The sequence below is a fragment of the Streptomyces sp. NPDC033216 genome, from assembly GCF_055577115.1.
Window position 1 is genome coordinate 20,371 of sequence record NZ_JBVIQK010000014.1, and the last position, 24,791, is coordinate 45,161.

Sequence of the window (24,791 nt, forward strand, 5' to 3'; positions counted from 1 at the left end):
TTTCGAAAGGAACGCGCCGTGCCGACGTCCAGCGCCAGCACCACCGACTCCGCCAGGTCCAGCAGCGGCGGGGTCCAGTCTCTCGAGCGCGCCTTCGACCTGCTGGAGCGGATGGCGGACGCGGGCGGGGAGGTCGGACTGAGCGAACTGTCGGGCAGCAGCGGGCTCCCCCTGCCGACGATCCACCGCCTGATGCGCACCCTGGTCGCCTGCGGGTACGTCCGCCAGCAGTCGAACCGCCGCTACGCGCTCGGCCCGCGGCTGATCCGCCTCGGCGAGTCCTCCGCCCGGCTGCTGGGGACCTGGGCCCGCCCCTACCTGGCCCGGCTGGTCGAGGAGACCGGCGAGACGGCGAACATGGCGCTGCTGGACGGCGACGAGATCGTGTACGTGGCGCAGGTGCCGTCGAAGCACTCGATGCGGATGTTCACCGAGGTCGGCCGTCGCGTCCTCCCGCACTCCACGGGCGTCGGCAAGGCGCTGCTCGCGGGGTTCCCGGACGCCGAGGTGCGCGCGCTGCTCGCCCGCACCGGCATGCCTGCCGCGACGGACAGGACGATCACCACCCCGGAGGACTTCCTGGCGGCTCTCGCGGAGGTCCGGAACGCCGGTTACGCGGTGGACGACAACGAGCAGGAGATCGGCGTGCGCTGTCTCGCGGTCCCGGTGCCCGACTCCCCCACCGCGGCGGCCATCTCGATCTCCGGCCCGGCGGGCCGCGTCACCGAGTCCGCCACCGAGAAGATCGTGCCGATGCTCCAGCAGGTGGCCGTGGAACTGTCCGAGGCCCTGTCGAACCCGGGCGGTACGACCGGCTGAGCCGCCGTCACGACCGTGGGTGACACGACCCCCTGAGCCACGGCCCCGGGTGGCGCACGTCCTTGTGGCCACGCGGAGGGCGTTCCCGTGACGGTGGTCAGCCGCGCCGAGGACGCGGGCCGGAGAACGCCATCCGGCGCCCGCTCCGCCACACCGGAGAACGAGATTCAGCCCAGGTACACCACCCTGCCGTGACCCCGTCAGGTATGCAGAACACATGACGCACACGGAAGACCGGGCCGCCGGGCTGCTCCTCGCCGCGGGCGGGGGGCGACGCCTGGGCGGACGCCCGAAGGCCCTGTTGGCGCACCGGGGGCGTCCGCTCGTCGAACACGCGGTGGAGGCGCTGCGCGCGGCCGGCTGCACGCGCGTGCACGTGGTCCTCGGGGCGGCCGCCGACGCCGTACGGGAGCGGGCGCGGCTCGACGGGTGCGTGCTGGTGATGAATCCGGAGTGGGAGCGGGGCATGGGCGGCTCGCTGCGGGCCGGTCTCGACTCGCTGGCCGGGACGGGAGCGCGGGCCGCGCTGGTCTCGCTGGTCGACCAGCCGGGCATCGGGGAGCGGGCGCTGGCACGGGTGCTCGCCGGGTACGACGACGACACGTCGCTGGTGTGTGCCGCCTACGACGGGGCGCGCGGGCATCCCGTCCTGCTCGGGGCCGCGCACTGGGCCGGCATCGCGGCGACCGCGACCGGTGACATGGGGGCACGCGGCTACCTGAAGGCACACGAGGAGGAGGTCCGTCTGGTGGAGTGCGGAGACGTGGCTCGCCCGTACGACATCGACACCGTCGACGATCTGGTGCACCTCGAGCCCGGTCCACATGAGTGAACCGGCCGGCACGGAGAGCCAAGCTCCCTCGACCGGGAGAATCTCGACATCAACAAAATATTGAACTTCCACGATGAGGAAACTAGTATCCACTGATCAGCAGCGTTCGGTTGCTCCCCGAGCGCTCCCCGTCCTACCGGGGTCTCCTGGCACCCGGTGCCACGCTCGCTGAAGGAAGTGACAGCTCATGTCCGCACCAGCGCCGTCCCCGGCGGCCGTCGTCGACGCCGAGCCCCTGCCCCGGCAGGAGGAGGTCCTCACCGACGCGGCCCTCGCCTTCGTGGCCGAGCTGCACCGCCGGTTCACGCCGCGCCGTGACGAACTCCTCGCCCGCCGTGCCGAGCGCCGCGCCGAGATCGCCCGCACCTCCACGCTCGACTTCCTGCCGGAGACCGCCGCGATCCGCGCCGACGACTCCTGGAAGGTGGCCCCCGCGCCCGCGGCGCTGGACGACCGCAGGGTGGAGATCACCGGTCCCACCGACCGCAAGATGACCATCAACGCCCTCAACTCGGGGGCGAAGGTCTGGCTCGCGGACTTCGAGGACGCCTCCGCGCCCACCTGGGAGAACGTCATCGGCGGCCAGCTCAACCTGATGGACGCGTACGGCCGGAACATCGACTTCACCGATCCGGGGTCGGGGAAGTCGTACGCCCTGCGCCCGGACGAGGAGCTGGCGACCGTCGTCATGCGCCCGCGCGGCTGGCACCTGGACGAGCGGCACCTCCGGGTCGACGGCCGGGCGGTCCCCGGCGCACTCGTCGACTTCGGCCTGTACTTCCTCCACAACGCCGAGCGGCTGCTCGACCTCGGCAAGGGACCGTACTTCTACCTCCCGAAGACCGAGTCGCACCTCGAAGCCCGCCTGTGGAACGACGTGTTCGTGTTCGCCCAGGACCATGTCGGCATCCCCCGTGGCACCGTGCGCGCGACCGTCCTCATCGAGACGATCACCGCCGCGTACGAGATGGAGGAGATTCTCTACGAACTCCGCGATCACGCTTCGGGGTTGAACGCGGGCCGCTGGGACTACCTCTTCTCCATCGTCAAGAACTTCCGTGACGCCGGTGCCAGGTTCGTGCTGCCGGACCGCAACGCCGTGACGATGACGGCCCCGTTCATGCGGGCGTACACCGAACTCCTCGTGCGCACCTGTCACAAGCGCGGCGCCCACGCCATCGGCGGTATGGCGGCCTTCATCCCCTCGCGCCGTGACACGGAGGTCAACAAGGTCGCCTTCGAGAAGGTCCGGGCCGACAAGGACCGGGAGGCGAACGACGGTTTCGACGGTTCCTGGGTCGCTCACCCCGACCTGGTGCCGATCGCCATGGAGTCCTTCGAGCGGGTGCTCGGCGACAAGCCGAACCAGAAGGACCGGCTGCGCGAGGACGTCGACGTCAAGGCGGCCGACCTGATCGCCGTGGACTCTCTTCGGGCGCGCCCGACGTACGCCGGTCTCGTCAACGCCGTGCAGGTGGGCGTCCGTTACATCGAGGCGTGGTTGCGCGGACTGGGCGCGGTGGCCATCTTCAACCTGATGGAGGACGCGGCCACGGCCGAGATCTCCCGCTCACAGATCTGGCAGTGGATCAACGCGGGGGTCGAGGTCGAACGCGACGGTACGACCGTGCGGGTGACGCCGGAGCTGACCCGCGAGGTCGCCGCCGCCGAACTGACCGCCATCCGTACGGAGATCGGCGAGGAGGCCTTCGCGGCCGGCCACTGGCAGCAGGCCCACGACCTGCTGCTGACGGTCGCCCTCGACGAGGACTACGCCGATTTCCTCACCCTGCCGGCCTACGAGCAGCTCGAAGGCTGACCCTTCGGAGACCGACCCGTTCGAGGGCTCATCCCTCCTTGTCCGAGTGGCCCAGGGACTTCCCCGGGGCCACCCGGTCGCGGACGAGGCGCTTGACGGCGGTCGGCTCCGGGAAGCCCTGGTCGCGGCGGTCCCAGACGACATCGCCGTTCACCCGGACCACGAAGACGCCGCCCGTGCCCGGCTTGAGGGCCAGTTCGGTCAGCTCCGCCTCGAACGTGGTGAGCAGCTCCTGCGCCAGCCAGGCGGCGCGGGGCAGCCAGCGGCACTGGGTGCAGTACTCGATCTCCACTCGCTGTCCGGCCGGCCGTGCGTCCGGCTGTGTGTCCGTCATCGCAGGTGTACCGACCAATCCTGTTCCGCGGCCGGCTTGCCGTGCAGGTCGGGGACCCGCTTGAGCCAGTCCGGCCGTCCCCGGCGGCTCCTGGCCGCCCGCTGGGCCTCCTCGGCCGCGAGTTCGTCACGGGTGGGGAAGTCCGTGGGCAGCCAGGCCGCACTGGCCCGCACGCGCGCGTAAAGGTGGTTCACGTACGCCGTCCTGGCCTCGTCGGCGGTCGCGAAGGCGGGGTCGTCCAGGAGCCAGGCGTCGGGGACCTCGGCGACGATCCGGCGCAGGAGTTCCTCGGTGACCTTCGGAGCCAGTTCGGCGTCGGCGGCCCGTACGTCGGGCGCGTAGCGGCCGAGGGCGTGGTGGCGGAAGTCGTACCGCTTCGCGGGGTCGGAGCCGTCCCAGCGGTGGTGGAAGACGAGGGCGGCGCCGTGGTCGATCAGCCACAGGCGCGGGGGCACGATGCCGAGCGTGGGCCACACCATCAGGTTGGAGCTGTGCACGGTCCGGTCGACGTTGACGGTGAGGGCGTCGAGCCAGACGATCCGGCCGGCCTCCAAGGGGTCCACGGGGAACGCCTCGGCGACGTCCGGGGTGAAGTCCCGCGCGCCCGGCAGGTAGTCCATGCCGAGGTTGACGCCCCCGCTGGCGGCATGCAGGTCGCGCACCTCCTGGTGGGGCTCGCCGTCGGCGATCGCCGGATCGAAGTGGACCAGCACCAGCTCGGGGAAGCGCAGCCCCAGGGCCCGCGCCAGTTCGCCCACGATCACCTCGGCGACCAGCGCCTTGCGGCCCTGCGCGGAGCCTGTGAACTTCACCACGTAGGTGCCCAGGTCGTCGGCCTCGACGACTCCGGGCACCGAGCCTCCGGACCTCAGCGGGGTCACGTATCGAACAGCAGTCACGTCGCGCAGCACATCGGCCAGCGTAGTTCAGATCACGCGCGGGCCAGCGGGTTGGGCAGCGGCAGGTAGCGGGCGTCGGCGCCGTCCGCGCCCGTCCAACGCAGCAGGAGGTTGGTCTTGCCGGGCAGGGTGGGCGCCGCGAGGAGGGCGCGGACCTCGGGGAGGTCGTGGCGGGCCAGCTCGCGGCGGGCGGCGGGCCAGGGGTCGAAGCCGGGGTGATGGTCGGCCAGGGCGGCGGCGACCTCGGTGAGGTGGTTGACGACGAGGCAGTACACGAGCCGCTCCCAGCCGGCGGCCCGCTCCACCTCGGGCAGCAGCTTGACGCCCTCGGCGTCCCGGAACAGTGCCTGTACGGGCAGTCCGGTGGCGTCGACGGCGACGAGCGTGTTCTGGAGGTGGGCCTCCAGAACGACACCGTGGTCGGAGAAGGCGGCCAGCGCCGGGGGGACGACCGCCGCCAGGTACGCCTGCCACCAGCGCGCCGGTTCGGCCGTGGCGGCGAGCGGGCTGCCCTCGAAGCCCTCCACGAGGCCCGCGGCGAGCAGCGGGGTCGCGCCGGGCGCCACATGCGCCCGGAGCCCGTCACGGACCATGACGGCGAGTTCCTCGAAGGCGAAGCCCGCGGTGCGGTATCCGCGGTCGCTCAGCCAGGCCGCGGGGCCGCCGCCCGCCTCGAAGGCCTTGGCGACGGCCGCGTCGGTCCGGCGGAGTCTGAGCAGGTCGTGACGCCACAGCCGGCGGATGTCGTTGGTGATGCGCACGTCGAGGCTGAACTTCAGGAAGAGGTCCCGCTCGGGCGCGTACAGGGTGCGCACGGCGGCGGTGGGCCAGACGTCGAACGACGTGCTGCCGAGCCGGATCAGGCGGCCGTCGGCGAAGGCGGCGGCGAGCGCGCCGCGGGCCAGGTCGAGCTGCCAGGGGTGGGCGGGCAGCAGCCGGTAGCCGGGCGGGGCCTCACCGAGGGCGTCCAGTGCGGCGGTGTCGCCGTCCTCCACCACCGCGTCCTCGCGCAGCCCCAGCAGCACCAGCGGGAAGCGGGCGTACGCCTCGGGCGCGTACGGCAGCCAGCCGCCGGGCGGGCCGCCCCCGCGCGTCTTGGGGGCGGGGTGGTGGGGGTGGCCGGTCAGGAGGGACTGCTCGGAGCGCAGGCAGGGGTCGTCGGGCGGGGTGGCACGCGCGCGTGCGGCGAGGAGCGCGGCGACGGCGTCCCGGCTGTCGAGCATCTCGGCGGGCAGTTCGCAGTTGGTGACGCCGGTGTGGTGGCGCAGTTCCGCGGCGGCCAGGTCGACGAGGCCGCGGTGGCCGAGGAGGTGCCACGCGCCGTCCACGTGCACCTCGGGTTCGGCGGGCCGCCGGGTGCCGCGCACGCGGAGCAGGCGGCCGGAGGGCAGCCGGTACACCTCTCGTGCGCCGCACCGGGACCGCGGCGCGGCCACCTCCCGCAGCAGGCAGTTCAGCAGCGGCGCGGCCGCGAGGGCGTCGGCCCGCACGGCGACGGCGCCTGAACCGGTGACGTCGGCGCCCGGCCCGGAGGCGCCGGCGTCCGGCCCGGAGGCGACCGCGCCCGGCCCGGTGACGTCGGTGGCCGGATCCGGCTCGGCCGACGACGCGGACTCGGGGGGCGGGGGGATGAGGTCCACGCGTTCCACTGGTTCCCTACGGTTCTTGCGGGCGGAGACGATCAGTATCCCTGTCGTCACGACCCGTCCGTGACGTCCGGTTCGTGCCCGACCCGTATCCGACCTGTACCAGACCCGTACCCGAGGAGCCCGCCCGTGCACCGTCCCCCCACCGCCGAGGCCGAGCTGGCCGCCGATCTCGCCGCCGTGCGTCCCGCGCTCGGCGCGCGGTTCGCGGCCGAGCTTCCGGGTGCCCGCGCGGCCGTGCTGACCCGGCTGTGGCGGGCGCTCGCGCACGAGCCGCTGCCGTGGGTCGCTCGCCGGGCGCCGGACCGGGACGGTCTGACGCTGCGCCTCGCCGACGGCCGCCGTCTGCACGGCCCGCACGCCGATCCGTACGCGACGGCCGCCCATGTGACAGCGGTCGACCTGGACGGCACGGCGTACCAGGATCCCGCGCGGCTGATGGCCGATCTCGCCGTGCCGCACGGTGAGGGCCTCGCCGACGAACTGGCGCACAGCACCGCGTCGTTGGCGCTGTCTCGGGCCGGACAGGAACCCGGGGGTTCCGGCGCGCAGGAGTGGCCCGCGCACGACTGGGAGTGGGAGCAGCGAGTGGTCGACGGGCACCCGTACCACCCCAACTGCCGTTCACGGCCCGGTTTCTCGGTGTCCGAGCAGCTGGCGTACGGGCCCGAGCACCGACCGCCGCCGGTGCGCCTGGGCCTGCTGCCGGTCCCGGCCGACGAGTGTCTCGTCTCGGGCGGGTGGCCCGCCGAGCTGCGGGACGGGGGACGGCTGCTGATCCCGGTGCACCCGTGGCAGGCGGCTCACGTGTTGAAGCGGTCGTGCGCGCAGGGGCTCGCGGCGCATCCCCTGATGTCGCTGCGCACGCTCGCGGTGCCCGGCGGACCACATGTGAAGACGGCGCTCAGCGCCCGGCTGACGTCGTCGGTGCGGGACATCTCGGTGGGCTCGGTCGTCGCCTCCGCGGCCCTGTCGGCGTTCGCGGAGAGCCTGGCGGAACGCACGGACGGCCTGCTGCACACGACCCGCTCCCTCGGCGCGGTCACGGCCGACTCACCCGACCTGGCGGCCGTGTTGCGGGAGGCGCCCGCCGTGTACGCGGGGCCGGGCGAGTCCGTCGTTCCGGTGGCCGCCCTCGCCACCACCGGACTGCCCTCCTCGCCCGCCTGGTTGGCGGACTTCACCCGACTGGCGCTCACCGTGGGGCTGCGGCTGCTGGAACAGGGCGTGGCGCTGGAGGCGCACGGGCAGAACCTGCTGGTCGTGCTGTCGGCCTCGGGGGCGCCGGTGCGGCTGGTCTACCGCGACCTGGCCGATATCCGGGTCAGCCCGGCGCGGCTGGCCCGGCACGGCCTGGCGTCGCCCGAGTTGCCGGCCCGGATCCTGACGGACGACGTGACGGCGCTGCGCCGCAAACTGTTCGGCTCGCTGGTCGCCGGAGCGCTGGCGGCCACCGCGGGCAGCGGGGAGGCGCTGGGCAGGGCGCTGGCGGCGGCCGTGGAGCACGTGCCGGAGACGGGGGCCACGGCAGATCTGCGGGCCCTGCGCGAGGAACCGGTGCCGGTGAAGGCGCTGACACTGATGCGGCTGTCGCCGGGGGTGTCCGGCGACCAGTGGGCGCGGCTGCCCAACCCCTTGACGGGCGACTACTCCTGAGGCCGTTTTGAAGCGGGACACCTCTGATCAATAGGATCCGCCGATGATCAGAACACAACGGCTGGCGGCGGGCGTCTGCGCCCTGCTCGCCGCGCTCGGGGCCGGGCTCGCGTTCCCGGCCGGGGCGGTCGCCGACGAGACCACAGCCAATGCGCCCAAGGTCGACCTGGTCCTCGACGTCAGCGGTTCCATGCGGGCGAAGGACATCGACGGCGGGTCGCGGATGGCCGCGGCCAAGCAGGCGTTCAACGAGGTGCTGGACGCGACCCCCGAGGAGGTCCGGCTCGGCATCCGCACCCTCGGGGCCAACTACCCCGGCGACGACCAGAAGACCGGCTGCAAGGACACCGCGCAGCTCTACCCGGTGGGCCCGCTGGACCGCACCGAGGCGAAGGCCGCGGTGGCGACCCTCACGCCCACGGGCTGGACGCCGATCGGCCCGGCCCTGCTGAAGGCGGCCGAGGACCTCGACGGGGGCACCGGCTCCAAGCGGATCGTGCTGATCAGCGACGGTGAGGACACCTGTGCCCCGCTCGACCCGTGCGAGGTGGCCCGCGAGATAGCGGCCAAGGGCATCGGCCTGACCATCGACACCCTCGGCCTGGTGCCGAACGTGAAGATGCGTCAGCAGCTCAGCTGCATCGCCGAGGCCACGGGTGGCACCTACACCTCGGTGGAGCACACCGTGGAACTCACCGACCGGGTCAACCAGTTGGTGGACCGGGCGGCGGACCCGGTGGTGACGCCCGTCGCCACGCAGGGCGCGGAGTCCTGCGCGAAGGCGCCGACGCTGAAGTCGGGCCTGTACACGGACCGCGAGGAGTTCGGTCAGGAGCGCTGGTACCGCGTGGACCTGGACCCGGGCAAGGAGCTGCGGGCCTCGGTGAGCGTGTCGGCGGACCGGGCGATGAACCCCGACTACGGGGTGCTGCTGCGGGCGGTCACGGTGCACGGTCGGGAGATCGTGCGCGGTGAGGCTGCCGGCAACGGCCGTACCGACGTCATCTCGGCCGGTCTGCGCTACCCGAAGGCGGAGGGCGACGACGATGACGCGCCCGCCGAGACGGTGTGCGTGCAGGTGACCAACTCCTACTCGGCCGCCGCCGGTGTGAAGACCACGCCGGGCATGCCTCTGGAGCTGACCGTGGACGTGGTCGACGGGCCGTCGCAGGCGAGCGACGTCGCTTCGTTCGGTCTCGGCCGCGGCTGGTGGCTGCTCGGCGCCCTGGTGCTGGCCGGCTTCCTCGCGGGCGTCCTGTGGGGCTGGCTGTCGCGCTGGCGTGTCGCGGTCTGGAGGACCAACTGATGCGGATCACCCGTGTACTGAGCACGACCCTGCTGGTGCTCGGCCTGGCGGCCGCACCGGCCGTCGCCGACTCCACCCCGTCCGCGAGCCCGTCGGAGGACGGCTCGGCGCCCACGACGGCGGGTACGTCGTTCCGTACGGCGACGGAGGTCGACCAGGGGCGGACGGCCACCGCGAGCGGCTCCGCGGGCGACTACCTGTACTGGTCGTTCCCGGCCGACGCGGGTCAGCGGCCCACGGTGAAGGCGAAGGTGAAGCTGCCCGAGGAGCACGCCGGCCAGACCTGGCAGGTCGACGTGTACGACGGCCTTCGACGCCGCCAGTCCTGCCAGTACGGCGCGCAGACCCGTACCGTCGCCCCCGGCACCGCGTCGGTGGAGCTGGCCTGTGTCCTGCGCACGGTCCGCGCCTGGTCGGAACCGTGGGCCAACGACCCGCTGCCCGGCACGTACTACGTCCGGCTGACGGTCGTCGGCCTCAAGACGGCCGACCTCGGCCTGCCGGTGGGCGCCGAACTGCGGGTGGACTCCAAGGACATCGGCGGCGCGGCGGCGGTGGACGGCTCGCTGGCCGAACCCCTGGTGCCGGGCATCGCCGTGAAGTCGGCGGCCGGGGACGACGAGGACTCGTCGGACTCCGCCGTGCTGTCGAGCATCGAACCGGACGACGGATGGTCGTCCGGCTGGTGGTCGGACCGCTGGGTGTGGACCGCCGTCGGCGGTGTGCTGGCCGCGCTCGCCGGGATCGGCGGGTACGCCCTGACCCGCGGGCCGGGACGGCCGAGGCAGGTGCCACCGGGCGCCTGACACCGACCGGGAGGGCCCGCTCCGTGCGGGCCCTCCGTGCTCCTCACGCCTGCCGCAGCACCTTGGCGAGAGTGCCCTCGCCGCTCACCTCGATGCGCCCGGCCCGCACCGCGTCGACCACACTCAGCTCGCCCCGGGCCACGGCCGTGCAGGTGCCGGTGTCCATGACGAGCAGGGCGTCGGGTTCGCCGGGGGCCGCCCCGTGGCCGTACACGGGTCCTTCCTCAGCACCGGCGAAGAGGTGGAAGCGACCTTCCTCCAGCCGCACTTCCACGAGCCCCTCGCCCTCCAGGGCGCGCAGCAGGGGCAGGGCGAACCAGTGCGCGCGGATCGCGTCGGTGGGCCCGCGCTCCCCCAGTTCCTCCTGCCCCCACGCGCCGAGCGCCTGGAGCACGGCCAGCAACGCACGGCCGCGTCGGGTGAGTTCGTAGACGTAGGCCGCACCGGGCGGCGGCAGGCGGCGCCGGGTGGTCAGGCCGTCGCGTTCCATGTCCCTCAGCCGGGAGGCGAGTACGTCCGTGCTGACGCCCGGCAGGTCGGCGTGCAGGTCGGTGTAGCGGCGCGGGCCGCCGAGCAGCTCGCGGACGATCAGCAGGGTCCAGCGGTCGCCGACGGCGTCGAGGGCGCGGGCGGCGGAACAGTACTGGTCGTAGCTTCGGCGAGGGGGCATGCGACGCAGTCTAGACATGTCGTTGGACTTTCCAAGCTCGAACTTGGTAAAACCAAGCAACACCAGATACCGGAGGGGCGCATGGAGTTCCGGCAGTCGAACAAGCTCAGTGAGGTCTGTTACGAGATCCGCGGCCCGGTGATCGAGCACGCCAACGCACTGGAGGCGGCGGGGCACAGCGTGCTGCGCCTCAACACCGGCAATCCGGCGGTCTTCGGTTTCGAGGCGCCGGAGGAGATCCTCCAGGACATGATCCGGATGCTCCCGCAGGCGCACGGCTACACGGACTCACGCGGCATCCTCCCGGCCCGCCGGGCGGTCGCCCAGCGCTACCAGGACCGGGGCCTGGAGGTCGACGTCGACGACGTGTGGCTCGGCAACGGCGTCTCGGAACTGGTCTCCATGGCCGTCCAGGCGCTGATCGAGGACGGCGACGAGATCCTCGTCCCGGCCCCCGACTTCCCCCTGTGGACGGCCGTCACCACCCTCGCGGGCGGCAAGGCGGTCCACTACCTCTGCGACGAGCAGGCCGACTGGTACCCGGACCTGGCCGACATGGCGTCCAGGATCACCGACCGCACCAAGGCGGTCGTCATCATCAACCCCAACAACCCCACCGGCGCGGTCTACCCGAAGGAGATCATCGAGGGCATCCTCGACCTGGCCCGCCGACACGGCCTGATGGTCTTCGCCGACGAGATCTACGACCAGGTCCTCTACGACGACGCCGTGCACCACTCGGCCGCCGCCCTCGCCCCCGACCTCGTCGTCCTGACCTTCTGCGGCCTGTCCAAGACGTACCGGGTGGCCGGGTTCCGCTCGGGCTGGCTCGTGGTGACCGGCCCCAAGCAGCACGCGCGGGACTACCTGGAGGGCCTCACCATGCTGGCCTCCATGCGCCTGTGCGCCAACGCCCCCGCCCAGTACGCCATCCAGGCCGCGCTCGGCGGCCGCCAGTCCATCCGCGAACTGACCGCACCGGGAGGCAGGCTCCACGACCAGCGCGACATCGCCTGGGAGAAGCTCAACGAGATCCCCGGCGTCTCCTGCGTGAAGCCCAAGGGCGCGCTGTACGCGTTCCCGCGCATCGACCCCAAGGTGCATCCGATCCACGACGACGAGAAGTTCGTCCTGGACCTGCTGCTGCGGGAGAAGATCCAGGTCGTCCAGGGCACCGGTTTCAACTGGCCGGCCCCCGACCACTTCCGCATCCTCACCCTCCCGCACGCGGAGGACCTGGAGGCGGCGATCGGCCGGATCGGGCGTTTCCTCAGCGGCTACCGGCAGTAGGAACCCCGCGGAGGTCGCCCACCGGGTGCGACCTCGCACCCCGCCCTCCCGGATCGGTCGGCGGGTCGCCCGAGCTCCGGTGGCACGCGTTCGTCCCGTACGCGCCGATCACCGACGCACGACAGACCGGCGCCCCGTGTTGCGGGGCGCCGGTGCACGTCTGTGCGATTCTTGCGGCATGGGTGATCTTTTTCTGGTCCGGCACGGCGAGACCGCGTGGTCGCGCTCTGGTCGGCACACCGGTTCGACGGACGTCCCGCTCACCGAGCACGGCCGGGAGGAGGCGCGACGGCTGGTGCCGCTCATCCGGTCGCACCGGATCGGCGCCGTCTTCTCCAGTCCGCTCCAGCGGGCACGGGAGACGGCGGAGCTGATCGGGCTGCACGAGGTGCGCGCCGACGCGGACCTCATGGAGTGGGACTACGGCGGCTACGAGGGCATCACGACCGTCGAGATCCAGCGGGAACGGCCGGGCTGGTTCCTGTTCACGGACGGTGTGGCGCCGGGCCCCCCGGAGCATCCCGGGGAGACGCCGGAGCAGGTCGGGGAGCGAGCCGACCGGGTGCTGGCGAAGGTGGACGCGGCGCTCGCCAACACGGAGGGGTGCGTGGTGCTGGTGGCGCACGGGCACTTCCTGCGGGTGCTCACGGCCCGCAGGCTCGGCCTGCCGCCCTCGGCCGGGGCCCTCTTCCAGCTGGCGACCGGGACGCTGTCCCGGCTGGGCACGGAGCACGGCCGGCCCGTGATCGCGGGCTGGAACATCCGGCCGGGGGCCTGAGGAGCGGGCGCGGGCGTCAGCGGTCGGCCCACTGTCAGTGACTGGTCGTAGCCTTCGTAGCGGTGGGGAAGCCGTACCGTCGCCCGGAGGGAGCACGCCGTGACACGACCGCCGACCGCAGCCCAGCGGCGTGTGATCGACGCCGCCGACCCCGTCACCGGGCGCCTGCGGGGTACGCAGACCCAGCTCGCCGCCCTGGTCAAGCGCGGACTCGCCTTCAGGCACCCGCGACCGCCGCACGACCACTTCCTCACGCCGGCCGGGCACCGGATTCGGGAGGCGGAGCCCGAATCCGGGGCCGAGCCTGCCACCGCCACCGTGGGCGGTGCCCCGCGTGCGGAGACCGGTGTCTTCACCGCGCGGGTCGGCGGCGAGGACGAGCCGCCGCCCGGCGGGCCGACGCGGGTGCGGGAGGTGCACAGCGCCTGGCAGGGGCTGCTGGAGCTGCGCCGGATGACCAATGCGGACGGTGCGGTGGACCGGCCGTGCGGGTGGGAGCGTACGCATCTGGTGCAGGCCGCCGCGCTCGCCCTGGAGGCGGCCGGAGACCGGCCCGCCGGGCCGGACGCCGAGGGTTACCGGGTGCGCGCCAGCCCGCAGCCGGACGCCGTCGCCGTGCGCGGGCCGGACGACGGGACACTGCGAGCCTGCTCGGCGACGCTGGAGGAGGCGGGCTGGCAGACGAGCGAGCACACCGACCCCCGGAGCAGAACGCGCTATCTGCTGGCTTCTCCACGCCGTGTGTGAGGGCGTGCCAAGATCGGTGGACAGGGCATCGACCGTGCCAGTCGACGATAAGGGGTAGCCGTGAGCGAGCCGTTTTCCGTGCGGGTCACCGTGCGCGGATACGAGACCGACGTGCAGGGCCATCTCAACCAGAGCGTGTACATCAACTACGCGGAGCACGCGCGCTGGTCACTGCTCCAGGCCGCTGGCATCACCCAGGCCGGACTGATCGGCCGGGGCATCGGACCGGTCGCCCTGGAGACGACCATCCGCTACAGGCGCGAACTGCTCGCCGGCGACGAGGTCGACGTGACGTGTGCCTTCGAGTGGGGCGGCGGCAAGACGTTCCGCATCGAGCAGGTCATCCGCAAGACGGACGGCACGGTCGCGGCCGAACTCTCCGCCGTCGGCGGCCTGCTGGACCTGGCGGCACGGCGGATGGTCGCCAATCCCCAGGACCACTTCAAGGAACTGGCGACGGACCCGGGCCTGTTCGGGCTCTGACCGGGGGGCGCGGCCGTGCCCCCGGGCTCAGGCCGGCTCCGGTTCGCGCCCGGAGTCGCAGACCGCGCGGGACGCGGCGATGCGGACCCTTTCGCGCTCGGGCCGGCCGGTCAGCGGCAGCAGGGTCTCGTGCGCGGTCGTTCGGGATCGGTGGCGGGACGGCCTCGACCGTTCCGGGGCGCGCGCGTGCGCACGCGCCCCGGCCACGGCCGCCGTGGACCCTCGCGGGGTCCAGGGCCACCGGCCGGGAGCCGTCCCTCCCGGTCGGAGTCTCGACGGGTCCGGTCAGCCCTGGGCGGCGATCCGCGCCAGGCGCCGGGCCTCTTCGCGCGTGGCGCGGGCGATCGCGTCCTCGTCCGCGGTGAGGAGCCGGCCGTCCTCGACGATCTGACGGCCGTCCACGAAGGAGGCGGTGACCGGGGCCGCCGCGCCGAGGACCAGCGCCGTCACCGGGTCGGCGATGGAGGCGTGGGCGAGGGTGTCCATCCGCCACAGCACCAGGTCGGCGAGCTTGCCCGGCTCCAGCGAGCCGATCTGGCTCGCCCGGCCGAGGACCTGGGCGCCGCCGAAGGTGCCGAGGCGCAGCGCCTGGCGGGCGTTCAGGGCGGACTCGCGGTGGGCGCCGAGGCGGTTGATCAGGAGGGCGTTGCGCAACTCGGTGTGGAGTTCGCCGGACTCGTTGGACGCCGTGCCGTCGACGCCGAGCCCGACCGGGACGCCGGCCGCGAGCATGTCGGGCACCCGGGCTGTCCCCGCCGCGAGCCGGGCGTTGGAGGACGGGCAGTGGGCGACACCGGTCTTCGTGCGGGCGAAGGCGTCGATGTCGGAGTCGTTCATGTGGACGCAGTGCGCCATCCACACGTCCTCGCCGAGCCAGCCCGTGGACTCGAAGTAGTCGGTCGGGCCCCTGCCGAACTGCTCGTGGCAGAACTCCTCCTCCTCGACCGTCTCCGAGCCGTGCGTGTGCAGCCGCACGCCGAGCCGGCGGGCCGTCTCGGCACCCTGACGCAGCAGTTCGGTGGAGACGGAGAAGGGTGAGCAGGGGGCGACGGCGACCTGGGTCATCGCGTCGAAGGAGGCGTCGTGGTGCCGCCGTACGGTCTCCTCGGTGGCGGCGAGGGCGCCTTCCAGCGTCTCGACGGCGAAGTCCGGTGGCAGGCCGCCGTCCTTCTCGCTGCGGTCCATGGAACCGCGGGCGAGGGTGAAGCGCACTCCCATGTCCCGAGCGGCGCCGATGATCGCGCCGGACAGGTCGCCGGAGCCGTGCGGGAAGACGTAGTGGTGGTCCATGGCGGTGGTGACGCCGCCGCGGGCCATCATCGCGAGGGAGCCCTGTGCGGCTGCGCGGACCATCGGCTCGTCGATGCGGGCCCAGGTGGGGTAGAGCGCGACCAGCCAGTCGAACAGGTTGTGGTCCGTGGCCAGACCGCGGGTGATCCACTGGTAGAAGTGGTGATGGGTGTTGACCAGACCGGGAGTGACCAGGTGACCGGTGGCGTCGATGCGGCGGGCGACGTTCTCCAGACCTTGCGGGGCCGGTCCCGCGCCGACCGCCTCGATGCGGTTGCCGGCGATGACGACGTACCCGCTCGCATGCTCCGTGTCGTGGCCGTCGACGGTCGCGATCGCACCGTTCTCGATGACGATGCGCCGGTCTGCTGCCATGGTTCGTCCTTTGCGCTGAGAGGGAGGGGGCACGGCAGGACCCCGGGGCTTCGAGTGCCGTGACCGGGGGCGGGAACGCGACAGGGGCGCGGTGGCCTTCTCCCTGTCCGTCCCCTGTCCCGGCCACGGGTGCCGCGGTGGGACGGATACGTCGGAGTCAGAGGTTGCTGAGGTCCACCGGGATGCGGGCCTCACAGCCGTCCCGCAGGACGGTCCCCTCGATCAGGCCGTAGGGCCGGTCGGCGGCGAAGTACACCTCGTGATCGTTCTTCAGCCCGAACGGCTCCAGGTCCACGAGGAAGTGGTGCTTGTTCGGGAGGGAGAAGCGGACCTCGTCGATCTCGTCGCGGTGGTCGATGATCCGCGACCCCATCTGGTACAACGTCTGCTGGAGCGAGAGGGAGTACGTCTCGGCGAAGGCCTGGAGCATGTGCTTCTTCGTCTGCTCGTAGGACTCCTCCCAGTTCGGCGCCTCCCGCGCGTCGTCGGTCCAGTTGAACCGCCAACGGGCGGACACCTGGGTGGCGAGGATGCGGTCGTAGGCCTCGGGGAGCGTCGTGTACTTGTCCTTGACGTATCCCCAGAACTCGGAGTCGGTGGAGTTCATGACGACCAGGTCCTTCAGCCCCGAGACGACCTCCCAGGAAGAACCGTCGAAAGTGGTCTGGGTCAGGCGCGTCTCCTGGCCCCGGCGGACGAAGGAGTGCTTGCTGCCGGGAGTCTCGATCCGCTCCCAGGCGTACTCCTCGACACGGATGCGGGCCCGGTGGATGGGCTCCTGCGAGGTGACGAAGTGGCGGGCGAGGTGGATGCCGAACTGCTCGGCGGACTCGATGCCGTGCTCCTTGGCGAACGCGAACACCGTGTTCTTGGTGGTGTCGGTCGGCAGGACGTTGGCGTTCGAGCCGGAGTAGTGGACCTCGTCCATGTCGCCGCTCAGTGACACCGACACGTTGAGATCCTTGACGTGGTGGGTTGCGCCGTCCCGCGTGATCTTGACGACTCTGTTCTCGGCCTTGCCGTACTGGTTCTGTCCCAGGATGGTGGGCATCTAGCTAGCTCCCTCGGTAAACGGAGTAGCCGAACGGGTTGAGCAGCAGCGGCACGTGGTAGTGCTCGCCCGGTACGACGGCGAACGTGATCGCCACCTCGGGGAAGAACACGCCCGGTCCGCTGTCCCGACTCGCGGGGGCGTCCTGCTGCGCATCGGCTTGTTTCCTCGTGGTTCCCTCGAGGTACGGCTGCACCTCGAAGTCGAGCCGTACGTGGGTGGTTTCCTCCGGCGGGGCCGGGAGGTCCTTGCACCGGCCGTCCGCGTCGGTCACGGAACCGCCGAGCGAGTGCCAGTCCGCGTCCCGGCCCGAACGGGCCGAGAGGTGGACGGCGACGCCCTCCGCGGGGCGGCCGACGCTGGTGTCCAGGACGTGCGTGGACACGGAGGCGGTGGTGCCGGTGTTGGCGTTGGCGTTCGCGCTCATGGTCTCGGGCGTCCTCTTCGGTCGTCTCAGTCGTCTTCGACGAGTCGTGCCAGACGGATGCGGTTGATCCTGCCCAGTTCGGCGCGGACGACCTCCCGTTCCCGTTCCGGCGCGTTGCCGAGCCGTTCCCGCACGGCGTCGCGCATCTGCTCGCCGGTGCGGCCGGTGGCGCAGATCAGGAAGACGTGTCCGAACTTCTCCTGGTAGGCCAGGTTCAGGTCGAGCATCTGCGTCTTGAGTTCCTCTGAGGCGCCTGCCATGCCGCGCTGCTCGCGGGCGGAGGCGGGGTCGCCGGGCCTCGGGCGGCCGATGGGCGGGTGCCCGGCCAGCGCCTCGTCCAGGTCCGCGGCGGTCAGCCCGGCCATGGCGGCGTCGCTGGCGGCGTACAGAGCGTCGGCGGTGGTGTACGGGCGGGCCGCCAGCAGGTGCTTCACCCAGGTGGCGGAGGCGCAGGCCTGGTGGAGCGCGGCGAGGGCCGCGGACTCGTCCAGGTCGTTGAACCGGGCCAGCCCCGGGGGCGGAGTGGTCGACGTCACGGGAGCCTCCGTGGCCGTGAACGGCCTTCGTGCTGAACGGACTGCGGCTAGCTAACGCCTACCCGCGACAACTCGTCAACACTTTGTTGAAAATTCGGGGGATCAGCCCCGGCGCCCCCCGCGGGGCCGCCGACGCCCGCAGGCGTGAGCGCACTGCCGCACGAGGCCCGCCCGACCGGCCCCGGGCGTGCGCTGCCCGACCGACTCAGCCCTCCTTCTCACGGTTGAGGTAGTTGTAGACGGTGAAACGGCTCACGCCGAGAGCGCTCGCCACGGTCTCCACGCCGTGCCGCACGGAGAACGCGCCGCGCGTCTCCAGTATCCGTACGACCTCCTGCTTGGCCTTGCGGTCGAGATCGGCGAGGGGCCGGCCCTTCTTGCGCTCCATCGCGGCCAGGATGTGGTCGAGGGAGTCGGCGAGCTGCGGCAGCCGGACGGCGACGGCGTCGGCACCCTCCCAGGACAGCACGACATCGTCGGGTCCGGCCTCGTCCGGTGGGACCAACTCCCCGCCCATGGCGTCGACCAGCGGTTTCACTGCGGCGATGAAGGACTCCTGCCCGGACCCGGTCATTCGTCCTCCCCGAGGACGTTGACCTGGAGGGAGATCCGGGTGGCGCCGGCCTCCAGGGTCTTGCGGAGCAGGGCGTCGACCGCGCCCAGCACGGAGTCGGCGCCGCCCTCCACGGTGTTGCCGAAGGGGCCCACGTCCACGGCGTCCAGGTCGGCGGCCTCGACGACCTCGCGGGCGACCAGCGCGTGCGCGGGTGCCTCGTCGAGATCGAAGGGCTCGGTGGTGAACTCAACCCTCAGTCGCATCGCGCCCAAACCTCTCTGACCTGCCTGACCTGCGCGTTCCTGTCGACCTGCACGGAGGAGGGCGGTCCAGGCAGACCCGCCGCCCACGAACGGATCGTCGCCGCGGCTCTCGGACCCCGACCTTAACCGACCGGCGGGTCGGCCAGGGGGCGCCGGGGTTCAGCCCCCGCCGACCCCTTGACAAGCCGCGACCCCCGACGGCAATCTTCCAACAGACAGAAAGTATTTTCCGTAATGTGGAAATATCAGAGAAGCCGCCCACGGAAGGGAGCGCCGGACCCCATGGGATTCGCGGAGCAGCGCTTCACCGTCAACCTGTCGATCCTCTTCACGGAGTTCCCGCTCCTGCGGCGCCCCGCGGCCGCCGCCGCGGCCGGCTTCACCGCGGTCGAGCTGTGGTGGCCCTGGGTCGACTCCCCCACCCCCGAACAGTCCGAACTCGACGCGCTCGGAGCCGCGATCGACGACGCGGGTGTCCGGCTCACGGGCCTGAACCTCTACGCCGGACAACTGCCCGGCCCCGACCGCGGCGCCCTGTCGGTCCCGGGCGAGGAGTCGGAGAGGTTCCGCGCCAACATCCACGTGGCCGCGGACTTCGCGCAGTCCCTAGGCTGTACGGCTCTCAACGCGCTCTACGGCAACCGTGTGGACGGCGTGGACCCGGCCGAACAGGACGCGCTGGCGTTGGAGAACCTGACGCTCGCCGCGCGGGCCGCCGACCGGATCGGCGCGATCCTGCTGGTCGAGGCGCTTAACGAGCCCGAGTCGCCGCGGTACCCGCTGGTGTCGGCCCCGGCCGCCGTCGGCGTGGTCGACAAGGTCAACGCGGCGACCGGTCTCGGAAACGCCCGGTTCCTGATGGACCTCTACCACCTGTCGATGAACGGCGAGGACCTCCCGTCGGTGATCGAGCGGTACACCTCCAGGACCGGCCATGTGCAGATCGCCGACAACCCGGGCCGCGGCGCGCCGGGCACCGGCTCGCTGCCCCTGGAGGACCTGCTGGAGCGGCTCGGCAAGGCCGGTTACGCGGGCCGGGTGGGCCTGGAGTACAAGCCGGGCGACCGTCCGAGCGCGGAAGCCTTCGACTGGCTGCCCCGCGAGTCCCGTGCCGCCCGCTGAACGTTCCCCCGTACCGAGAGGCACCCCACCATGAGCAATCTCCCCAGGATCGCCTGGATCGGCCTCGGCATCATGGGCTCCCCCATGTCCGAGAACCTGATCAAGGCGGGTTACGAGGTCACCGGTCACACGCTGGAGCAGGAGAAGCTGGACCGGCTGACCGCCGCCGGCGGACGCCCGGCCGGCTCGATCGCCGAGGCCGTCCGCGACGCCGACGTCGTGATCACGATGGTCCCGGCCTCCCCCCAGGTCGAGGCCGTCGCGTACGGCCCCGACGGCGTCCTGGAGAACGCGCGGCCCGGCACCCTGCTGATCGACATGTCCTCCATCACCCCGCAGACCTCGGTCGACCTGGCGAGGGCGGCGAAGGGCAAGGGCGTCCGCGTCCTGGACGCGCCGGTGTCCGGCGGTGAGGCCGGGGCCGTCGAGGCGGTGCTGTCCATCATGGTCGGCGGCGAACAGGCCGACTTCGACCGGGCCGAGCCGATCTTCGAGGCGCTCGGCAGGACGATCGTGCTGTGCGGACCGCACGGCTCGGGCCAGACGGTGAAGGCGGCGAACCAGCTGATCGTCGCCGTGAACATCCAGGCGTGCGCGGAGGCCGTGGTCTTCCTGGAGAAGTCGGGCGTGGATCTGAAGGCGGCGCTGGACGTGCTCGACGGCGGGCTGGCAGGGTCGACCGTGCTCACACGCAAGAGGGACAACTTCCTCCACCGCGACTTCAAGCCGGGCTTCCGCATCGACCTGCACCACAAGGACATGGGGATCGTCACGGACGCCGCCCGCGCCGTCGGCGCGGCCCTGCCGGTCGGCGCCGTGGTCGCTCAGCTCGTCGCGAGCCTGCGCGCGCAGGGCGACGGCGACCTGGACCACTCGGCGCTGCTGCGGGCCGTGGAACGGCTTTCCGGCGCCCAGCCGTAACCCCTCCCCGGACCTCCGGGCGGCGCGGCCGCCGACATCTGTCCTGTCGCGCCCAGGCGACGGCGCCGCCCGGAAACCAGCCTCTTCCACGCCGCCGGCCGCGAGCAGGCGGGCGCGTGGAGGAGTCGGCCCGCCTCCTGCGCGAGGACCGGCCGCGAGCCCGCGCCCCAGAGCTGACGACGCGTCATGCTCCAGGGCGCGAACGTCCGCACCGGCGATCCGGATGAGGGTCACCGCGGTGCGGAGCGGGTGGGGCGGGGACCGCGGCGGCGTGCGCGCCAGTGCGGTGGTGAAGGAACGTGGCGCTCCTCTCGACCTGAGGGAGGACGCCCCGGCTCCGCCGCATCCGCCGCGGTCCCCGTCCCCGAACGCCCTGCCCGTCCTCCTCGCGCTCCCCGTCGAGGCCGTGAACCGGTCCAGGGGGAGCGCGCCGCCTTGTGCGGTCATCGGGGCCGGGGACGGACGGAACCGGCGCCGCCCTGCCCGCCCCCGGCGTGCGGAAGGGCCGCGCCCGAAGGAATCTGAGGGCATGGGCAATCCGACGCAGTACCCGCACATCGTGGTCCACCCACCGGCCCTGGACGGCTCCCGTCGCGTCACCTCGGGCGACGCCACCCTGGGCATCGCCACGCACCTCGACGACGTCGTCGAGATCCTCCGCCTCGCCGACCTCGACCGCGTCGAGGTGGAGGAGAGCGATCTCGTCGAATGGCAGGGTGGCGGCCCCGACGACTGGCCCGGGCTGTCGGAGCACCACGGACAGCACGAGGCGTAGGCCGGGTACGCCAACCTCAAATCAACCTCTGAACATGGTTCAACGGCTTCAACCCGAGCCGGGGTCGGGCACATTGTTGTCACGCGGGACCCGCCGGCACGGGGGAAGCGGGTCCCGCCCGGGGGGTCCCGTCGGCACGGGGGAAGCGGGACCCGCCCGGGGGGTCCCGTCGGCACGGGGACGGCGGGACCCGCCTCCGGGGTCGCCACGAGCACAAGCACATCGATCCGGCTCCGGCCGCACGACGGCACGCTGCCGCGGGGGGCGGACCCCGCGCCGCCGTCGCGGTGGCCGTGGGCGCCCCGCTCCTGCGGGGCGCCGGCGTGGCGAGCCGGCCCGGCGGACCGCGGACCCCGGAAGCGTCCCCCGAGGCTGCCGGGCGGGCCACGCCTGGGGCGGCCCGGACCGAACGCGCCGACGGGGCGGCCCGTCCCGCGGGCGGGCCGCCCCCTCTCCTCCCCCGCGACGCGGGCGGGGCATCCGGTCATCCCGGCGGTCAGGCCTTCAGCGTCCTGACCGCCGTCGGGGCGTGCCACTCCTGCGTCGCGATCTCCTCGAACTCCACGACGTCGCCGATGTCGTTGGTGCCACTCATGGAGATGTTGGTGACGCGCTCCAGGATCGCCTCGACGACGACCGGGACCTGGAACTCGGCGGCCAGCTTCTTGGCCTGCTCGAAGGTTGCGGCCAGCGCGCCGGGGTCGGTGACCCGGATCGCCTTGCAGCCGAGGCCTTCGGCGACCTTGACGTGGTCGACGCCGTAGCCGCCCAGCTCGGGCGAGTTGATGTTCTCGAACTCCAGCTTGACCTGGAAGTCCATGTCGAACCCGCGCTGCGCCTGGCGGATCAGGCCGAGGTAGGAGTTGTTGACCAGGACATGGACGTACGGGATCTTGTGCTGCGCGCCGACCGCCAGTTCCTCGATCATGAACTGGAAGTCGTAGTCGCCGGAGAGGGCGACGACGGACGCCTGCGGATCTGCCGTGGCGACGCCCAGCGCGGCCGGGACGGTCCAGCCGAGGGGGCCGGCCTGGCCGCAGTTGATCCAGTGACGCGGCCGGTACACGTGCAGCATCTGGGCGCCCGCGATCTGGGAGAGGCCGATGGCGGTGACGTACCGCGTTTCCGGGCCGAAGGCCTTGTTCATCTCCTCGTAGACGCGCTGCGGCTTGATCGGGACGTCGTCGAAGTGCGTACGCCGCTGGAGCGTGGCCTTCTTCTCCTGCGCGGCGGCCGCCCACGCGGAACGGTCGGGCAGCGCGTCGGCCGCCTTCCTCTCGCGCGCCACCTCGACGAACAGTTCCAGGGCGGCCCTGGCGTCGGAGGCGATGCCGTAGTCCGGGGCGAAGATCCTGCCGATCTGCGTGGGCTCGATGTCGACGTGGACGAACTTCCGTCCCGCCGTGTAGACGTCGAGCCTGCCGGTGTGCCGGTTGGCCCAGCGGTTGCCGATGCCGAGGACGAAGTCGGACTCCAGGAAGGTCGCGTTGCCGTAGCGGTGTGAGGTCTGGAGGCCGACCATGCCGGCGTTCAGCTCGTGGTCGTCGGGCAGGGCGCCCCAGCCCATGAGGGTCGGCACGACGGGGATTCCTGTCAACTCGGCGAATTCGACGAGGAGTTCGCAGGCATCGGCATTGATGACGCCACCGCCCGCGACGATCAGTGGCCGCTCGGAGGCGTTGAGCATCCCGATCGCCTTCTCGACCTGGGCGCGGCTCGCCGCCGGCTTGTAGACCGGCAGCGGCTCGTACGTGTCGGGGTCGAACTCGATCTCGGTGAGCTGCACATCGACGGGCAGGTCGATCAGCACCGGGCCCGGACGGCCGGAGCGCATGAGGTGGAACGCCTGCTGGAACACGCCGGGGACCTGCGCGGCCTCCAGGACGGTGACCGCCATCTTGGTGACGGGCCTGGCGATCGAGGCGATGTCGACGGCCTGGAAGTCCTCCTTGTGGATCACTGCGGTCGGCGCCTGGCCCGTGATGCACAGGATCGGGATCGAGTCGCCGATCGCGGAGTACAGCCCGGTGATCATGTCCGTGCCGGCCGGCCCCGAGGTGCCGACGCAGACGCCGATGTTGCCCGGACGGGTACGGGTGTAGCCCTCGGCCATGTGGGAGGCGCCCTCCACATGGCGGGCCAGCGTGTGGGCGATGCCGCCGGAGACCCTCAGGGCCGCGTAGAAGGGGTTGATCGCCGCGCCGGGAACACCGAACGCGACGGTGACGCCCTCGCGCCTGAGGATCTCCACTGCCGCGCGGGCAGCGGTCATTCGAGCCATCGAGTACTCCTGCTTCGACTGCTTCAGCTGTTTGAGCTGTCGGATGCGTACTCCCGTCGCGCCCCGCCGCGAGCACTTCGACATCGCTTCCGCCCTACTGACTTCCGTAGTACGGAAACTCTTTTCTGCTATCTGGAATCAATCTAGGGCGGTGGGGGAACACCGTCAAGAGACGGACAAGAGGGGGACGCCTGGAGGACGATGGGCGCCATGTCCGAGAGCGTGCCGGTGCGCTGCCCGGCCTGTCGGCGCGAGCGCCTCTACACCGCACCCTCCTACCCCTGCCCGTGCGGCAGCCCGGTGGTGCCCTGCCTCGATCCCGGTACTGCCCCCGCGGTCGTCGCACATCGGGCGTGGGAGGACGAGTGGATCACCGTCCGCTGCTCCTGCTGCGGCCGTCGCGACCAGTGGCCCCGCCCGGAACTGGGCTGCGCCTGCGGAGCGGTGCTGCGCATCCCGTCGACCGACCCGGCGCAGGGGGCGGCAGCCGGAAGGGCGGGGGCGCGACTCGGAGCAGCGGAGGCCGGGGCTGGTGACGGGCCGCAGGGTGAGACAGAAGCCGAGGCGGGAGCCGGACCCCGGACCCGGACACACGGCGAGACAGAAGCCGAGGCGGGAGCCGGACCCCGGACCCGGACACACGGCGAGACGGAGGCCGGGCCGCAGCCCGGGGGCGCCGGGCATCGCCCCGCCGCGGCCAGGTCCTCCCGCGGCCCCTTCCGCCCCATCACGATCCGCACCGCTCGTGACGCCGTCACGGCCACCGCGCTGTATCTGCGGTGGCTCGGGCATCGGGACATCCGGCGGGCCGATCAGCGGCCCGTCTCCGGGATCGGGCTCGCCACGCGGGGGCTGCTGGCGCATGTCGATCCGAGCGTGCACCCCGTCTCGCTGCGGGACGTGGAGTGCCTGTGGCTGACGGCGGTCACGGACTCGGCGGTCTGCGCGTACTTCTCCCTCGCCGGCTACACCGCCGACGCCCGCGCCCGCGCCGACTCCCTCGACGTCCCCCTGTTCGTCCTCGACCTCACGGGCACTCCGCAGCCGGTCAACGCGGCGGCCGAGCGGCTCGACACCGAGGGTGCCTGAGCCGACCGCCGCGCCGAGGG

25 protein-coding genes are annotated in these 24,791 nt (G+C 72.3%); 14 read left to right on the forward strand and 11 right to left on the reverse strand.

Annotated elements, in window-relative coordinates:
• Positions 1-18: 18 nt before the first annotated feature.
• The 3 genes from ACZ5Y0_RS24110 to aceB all read left to right on the forward strand — a co-directional run bounded on the left by ACZ5Y0_RS24110 (position 19) and on the right by aceB (position 3,470).
• Entirely contained in the window at positions 19-819 is an 801-nt protein-coding gene (locus tag ACZ5Y0_RS24110; protein WP_469130749.1) for an IclR family transcriptional regulator, read from the forward strand.
• Positions 820-1,036: 217 nt separating this feature from the next.
• Positions 1,037-1,651, forward strand: a complete 615-nt coding sequence (locus ACZ5Y0_RS24115; RefSeq protein WP_469130750.1) for a nucleotidyltransferase family protein — start codon at positions 1,037-1,039, stop codon at positions 1,649-1,651.
• A gap of 187 nt (positions 1,652-1,838) precedes the next feature.
• Positions 1,839-3,470, forward strand: a complete 1,632-nt coding sequence (gene aceB, locus ACZ5Y0_RS24120; RefSeq protein WP_469130751.1) for a malate synthase A — start codon at positions 1,839-1,841, stop codon at positions 3,468-3,470.
• 28 nt (positions 3,471-3,498) lie between these two features.
• On the opposite strand, the gene ACZ5Y0_RS24125 is transcribed toward aceB, so the two are convergent.
• The 3 genes from ACZ5Y0_RS24125 to ACZ5Y0_RS24135 are packed head-to-tail and all read right to left on the reverse strand — an operon-like array spanning position 3,499 to position 6,352.
• Positions 3,499-3,804, reverse strand: coding sequence for an Rdx family protein (locus ACZ5Y0_RS24125; RefSeq protein WP_469130752.1), 306 nt, complete (start codon positions 3,802-3,804; stop codon positions 3,499-3,501).
• Positions 3,801-4,715 (reverse strand): HipA family kinase, encoded by a 915-nt coding sequence (locus tag ACZ5Y0_RS24130; protein WP_469130753.1) that lies wholly within the window; start codon positions 4,713-4,715, stop codon positions 3,801-3,803. Before ACZ5Y0_RS24130 ends, ACZ5Y0_RS24125 begins: the two co-directional genes overlap by 4 nt.
• Before the next feature lie 20 nt (positions 4,716-4,735).
• Positions 4,736-6,352, reverse strand: a complete 1,617-nt coding sequence (locus ACZ5Y0_RS24135) for an IucA/IucC family protein (RefSeq protein ID WP_469130864.1) — start codon at positions 6,350-6,352, stop codon at positions 4,736-4,738.
• A 126-nt stretch (positions 6,353-6,478) separates the two neighbouring features.
• On the opposite strand from ACZ5Y0_RS24135, the gene ACZ5Y0_RS24140 reads away from it, so the two are divergent.
• The 3 genes from ACZ5Y0_RS24140 to ACZ5Y0_RS24150 are packed head-to-tail and all read left to right on the forward strand — an operon-like array spanning position 6,479 to position 10,117.
• Entirely contained in the window at positions 6,479-8,005 is a 1,527-nt protein-coding gene (locus ACZ5Y0_RS24140) for an IucA/IucC family protein (RefSeq protein WP_469130754.1), read from the forward strand.
• Positions 8,006-8,048: 43 nt separating this feature from the next.
• Positions 8,049-9,311 (forward strand): VWA domain-containing protein, encoded by a 1,263-nt coding sequence (locus ACZ5Y0_RS24145; protein ID WP_469130755.1) that lies wholly within the window; start codon positions 8,049-8,051, stop codon positions 9,309-9,311.
• Positions 9,311-10,117, forward strand: coding sequence for a hypothetical protein (locus ACZ5Y0_RS24150; RefSeq protein ID WP_469130756.1), 807 nt, complete (start codon positions 9,311-9,313; stop codon positions 10,115-10,117). The genes ACZ5Y0_RS24145 and ACZ5Y0_RS24150 overlap by 1 nt, the downstream gene beginning before the upstream one ends.
• A 43-nt stretch (positions 10,118-10,160) precedes the next feature.
• Here ACZ5Y0_RS24150 and ACZ5Y0_RS24155 read toward each other — a convergent pair whose 3' ends face one another.
• Positions 10,161-10,787: a winged helix-turn-helix transcriptional regulator gene (locus ACZ5Y0_RS24155; protein ID WP_469130757.1), complete on the reverse strand. Its 627-nt coding sequence runs from the start codon at positions 10,785-10,787 to the stop codon at positions 10,161-10,163.
• Positions 10,788-10,868: 81 nt separating this feature from the next.
• Between ACZ5Y0_RS24155 and ACZ5Y0_RS24160 the strand changes: the two genes are divergently transcribed.
• The 4 genes from ACZ5Y0_RS24160 to ACZ5Y0_RS24175 all read left to right on the forward strand — a co-directional run bounded on the left by ACZ5Y0_RS24160 (position 10,869) and on the right by ACZ5Y0_RS24175 (position 14,085).
• Complete coding sequence (locus ACZ5Y0_RS24160) at positions 10,869-12,077, forward strand: pyridoxal phosphate-dependent aminotransferase (RefSeq protein WP_469130758.1); 1,209 nt, start codon at positions 10,869-10,871, stop codon at positions 12,075-12,077.
• Positions 12,078-12,255: 178 nt separating this feature from the next.
• Positions 12,256-12,855 (forward strand): histidine phosphatase family protein, encoded by a 600-nt coding sequence (locus tag ACZ5Y0_RS24165; protein WP_469130759.1) that lies wholly within the window; start codon positions 12,256-12,258, stop codon positions 12,853-12,855.
• Positions 12,856-12,954: 99 nt separating this feature from the next.
• The gene (locus ACZ5Y0_RS24170; RefSeq protein WP_469130760.1) at positions 12,955-13,602 is read left to right on the forward strand and encodes a hypothetical protein; all 648 of its coding nucleotides are present in this window, start codon (positions 12,955-12,957) and stop codon (positions 13,600-13,602) included.
• 60 nt (positions 13,603-13,662) lie between these two features.
• Positions 13,663-14,085: an acyl-CoA thioesterase gene (locus tag ACZ5Y0_RS24175; protein ID WP_469130761.1), complete on the forward strand. Its 423-nt coding sequence runs from the start codon at positions 13,663-13,665 to the stop codon at positions 14,083-14,085.
• A 285-nt stretch (positions 14,086-14,370) separates the two neighbouring features.
• Here ACZ5Y0_RS24175 and ACZ5Y0_RS24180 read toward each other — a convergent pair whose 3' ends face one another.
• From ACZ5Y0_RS24180 to ACZ5Y0_RS24205, 6 genes are all read right to left on the reverse strand, one after another.
• Entirely contained in the window at positions 14,371-15,750 is a 1,380-nt protein-coding gene (locus tag ACZ5Y0_RS24180) for an 8-oxoguanine deaminase (protein WP_469130762.1), read from the reverse strand.
• A 157-nt stretch (positions 15,751-15,907) separates the two neighbouring features.
• The gene (gene pucL / locus ACZ5Y0_RS24185; RefSeq protein ID WP_469130763.1) at positions 15,908-16,801 is read right to left on the reverse strand and encodes a factor-independent urate hydroxylase; all 894 of its coding nucleotides are present in this window, start codon (positions 16,799-16,801) and stop codon (positions 15,908-15,910) included.
• A 4-nt stretch (positions 16,802-16,805) separates the two neighbouring features.
• Positions 16,806-17,228, reverse strand: a complete 423-nt coding sequence (gene uraH, locus ACZ5Y0_RS24190) for a hydroxyisourate hydrolase (RefSeq protein ID WP_469130764.1) — start codon at positions 17,226-17,228, stop codon at positions 16,806-16,808.
• Between the two features lie 26 nt (positions 17,229-17,254).
• Positions 17,255-17,764 carry a 2-oxo-4-hydroxy-4-carboxy-5-ureidoimidazoline decarboxylase gene (gene uraD, locus ACZ5Y0_RS24195; RefSeq protein WP_469130765.1) on the reverse strand — a complete coding sequence of 170 codons (510 nt, stop codon included), beginning with the start codon at positions 17,762-17,764 and terminating at the stop codon, positions 17,255-17,257.
• 205 nt (positions 17,765-17,969) lie between these two features.
• Complete coding sequence (locus ACZ5Y0_RS24200; protein ID WP_469130766.1) at positions 17,970-18,338, reverse strand: helix-turn-helix domain-containing protein; 369 nt, start codon at positions 18,336-18,338, stop codon at positions 17,970-17,972.
• Positions 18,335-18,583, reverse strand: a complete 249-nt coding sequence (locus ACZ5Y0_RS24205; RefSeq protein WP_469130767.1) for a YkoF family thiamine-binding protein — start codon at positions 18,581-18,583, stop codon at positions 18,335-18,337. Before ACZ5Y0_RS24205 ends, ACZ5Y0_RS24200 begins: the two co-directional genes overlap by 4 nt.
• A 282-nt stretch (positions 18,584-18,865) precedes the next feature.
• Between ACZ5Y0_RS24205 and ACZ5Y0_RS24210 the strand changes: the two genes are divergently transcribed.
• The 3 genes from ACZ5Y0_RS24210 (at position 18,866) to ACZ5Y0_RS24220 (ending at position 21,401) form a co-directional block, all read left to right on the forward strand.
• Positions 18,866-19,705 carry a TIM barrel protein gene (locus tag ACZ5Y0_RS24210; RefSeq protein WP_469130768.1) on the forward strand — a complete coding sequence of 280 codons (840 nt, stop codon included), beginning with the start codon at positions 18,866-18,868 and terminating at the stop codon, positions 19,703-19,705.
• 30 nt (positions 19,706-19,735) lie between these two features.
• Positions 19,736-20,626, forward strand: a complete 891-nt coding sequence (locus ACZ5Y0_RS24215) for a 2-hydroxy-3-oxopropionate reductase (RefSeq protein WP_469130769.1) — start codon at positions 19,736-19,738, stop codon at positions 20,624-20,626.
• A gap of 529 nt (positions 20,627-21,155) precedes the next feature.
• Positions 21,156-21,401: a hypothetical protein gene (locus ACZ5Y0_RS24220; protein WP_469130770.1), complete on the forward strand. Its 246-nt coding sequence runs from the start codon at positions 21,156-21,158 to the stop codon at positions 21,399-21,401.
• Between the two features lie 496 nt (positions 21,402-21,897).
• Here the strand turns inward: ACZ5Y0_RS24220 and gcl are convergent, their stop codons facing one another.
• A complete protein-coding gene (gene gcl, locus ACZ5Y0_RS24225; protein WP_469130771.1) occupies positions 21,898-23,682 on the reverse strand; it encodes a glyoxylate carboligase in 1,785 nt (594 codons plus the stop codon).
• A gap of 210 nt (positions 23,683-23,892) precedes the next feature.
• Between gcl and ACZ5Y0_RS24230 the strand changes: the two genes are divergently transcribed.
• On the forward strand, positions 23,893-24,771 hold the full coding sequence (locus ACZ5Y0_RS24230) for a hypothetical protein (RefSeq protein ID WP_469130772.1): 879 nt from the start codon (positions 23,893-23,895) through the stop codon (positions 24,769-24,771).
• Positions 24,772-24,791: the final 20 nt, after the last annotated feature.

Bases quoted from the DNA above. Each gene is read 5' to 3' on its own strand.
- ACZ5Y0_RS24115 (WP_469130750.1), top strand. From the start codon at position 1,037: ATGACGCACACGGAAGACCGGGCCGCCGGGCTGCTCCTCGCCGCGGGC.
- aceB (WP_469130751.1), top strand. From the start codon at position 1,839: ATGTCCGCACCAGCGCCGTCCCCGGCGGCCGTCGTCGACGCCGAGCCC.
- ACZ5Y0_RS24125 (WP_469130752.1), bottom strand. From the start codon at position 3,804: ATGACGGACACACAGCCGGACGCACGGCCGGCCGGACAGCGAGTGGAG.
- ACZ5Y0_RS24145 (WP_469130755.1), top strand. From the start codon at position 8,049: ATGATCAGAACACAACGGCTGGCGGCGGGCGTCTGCGCCCTGCTCGCC.
- ACZ5Y0_RS24150 (WP_469130756.1), top strand. From the start codon at position 9,311: ATGCGGATCACCCGTGTACTGAGCACGACCCTGCTGGTGCTCGGCCTG.
- ACZ5Y0_RS24155 (WP_469130757.1), bottom strand. From the start codon at position 10,787: ATGCCCCCTCGCCGAAGCTACGACCAGTACTGTTCCGCCGCCCGCGCC.
- ACZ5Y0_RS24160 (WP_469130758.1), top strand. From the start codon at position 10,869: ATGGAGTTCCGGCAGTCGAACAAGCTCAGTGAGGTCTGTTACGAGATC.
- ACZ5Y0_RS24165 (WP_469130759.1), top strand. From the start codon at position 12,256: ATGGGTGATCTTTTTCTGGTCCGGCACGGCGAGACCGCGTGGTCGCGC.
- ACZ5Y0_RS24180 (WP_469130762.1), bottom strand. From the start codon at position 15,750: ATGGCAGCAGACCGGCGCATCGTCATCGAGAACGGTGCGATCGCGACC.
- pucL (WP_469130763.1), bottom strand. From the start codon at position 16,801: ATGCCCACCATCCTGGGACAGAACCAGTACGGCAAGGCCGAGAACAGA.
- uraH (WP_469130764.1), bottom strand. From the start codon at position 17,228: ATGAGCGCGAACGCCAACGCCAACACCGGCACCACCGCCTCCGTGTCC.
- ACZ5Y0_RS24200 (WP_469130766.1), bottom strand. From the start codon at position 18,338: ATGACCGGGTCCGGGCAGGAGTCCTTCATCGCCGCAGTGAAACCGCTG.
- ACZ5Y0_RS24205 (WP_469130767.1), bottom strand. From the start codon at position 18,583: ATGCGACTGAGGGTTGAGTTCACCACCGAGCCCTTCGATCTCGACGAG.
- ACZ5Y0_RS24210 (WP_469130768.1), top strand. From the start codon at position 18,866: ATGGGATTCGCGGAGCAGCGCTTCACCGTCAACCTGTCGATCCTCTTC.
- ACZ5Y0_RS24215 (WP_469130769.1), top strand. From the start codon at position 19,736: ATGAGCAATCTCCCCAGGATCGCCTGGATCGGCCTCGGCATCATGGGC.
- ACZ5Y0_RS24220 (WP_469130770.1), top strand. From the start codon at position 21,156: ATGGGCAATCCGACGCAGTACCCGCACATCGTGGTCCACCCACCGGCC.
- gcl (WP_469130771.1), bottom strand. From the start codon at position 23,682: ATGGCTCGAATGACCGCTGCCCGCGCGGCAGTGGAGATCCTCAGGCGC.
- ACZ5Y0_RS24230 (WP_469130772.1), top strand. From the start codon at position 23,893: ATGTCCGAGAGCGTGCCGGTGCGCTGCCCGGCCTGTCGGCGCGAGCGC.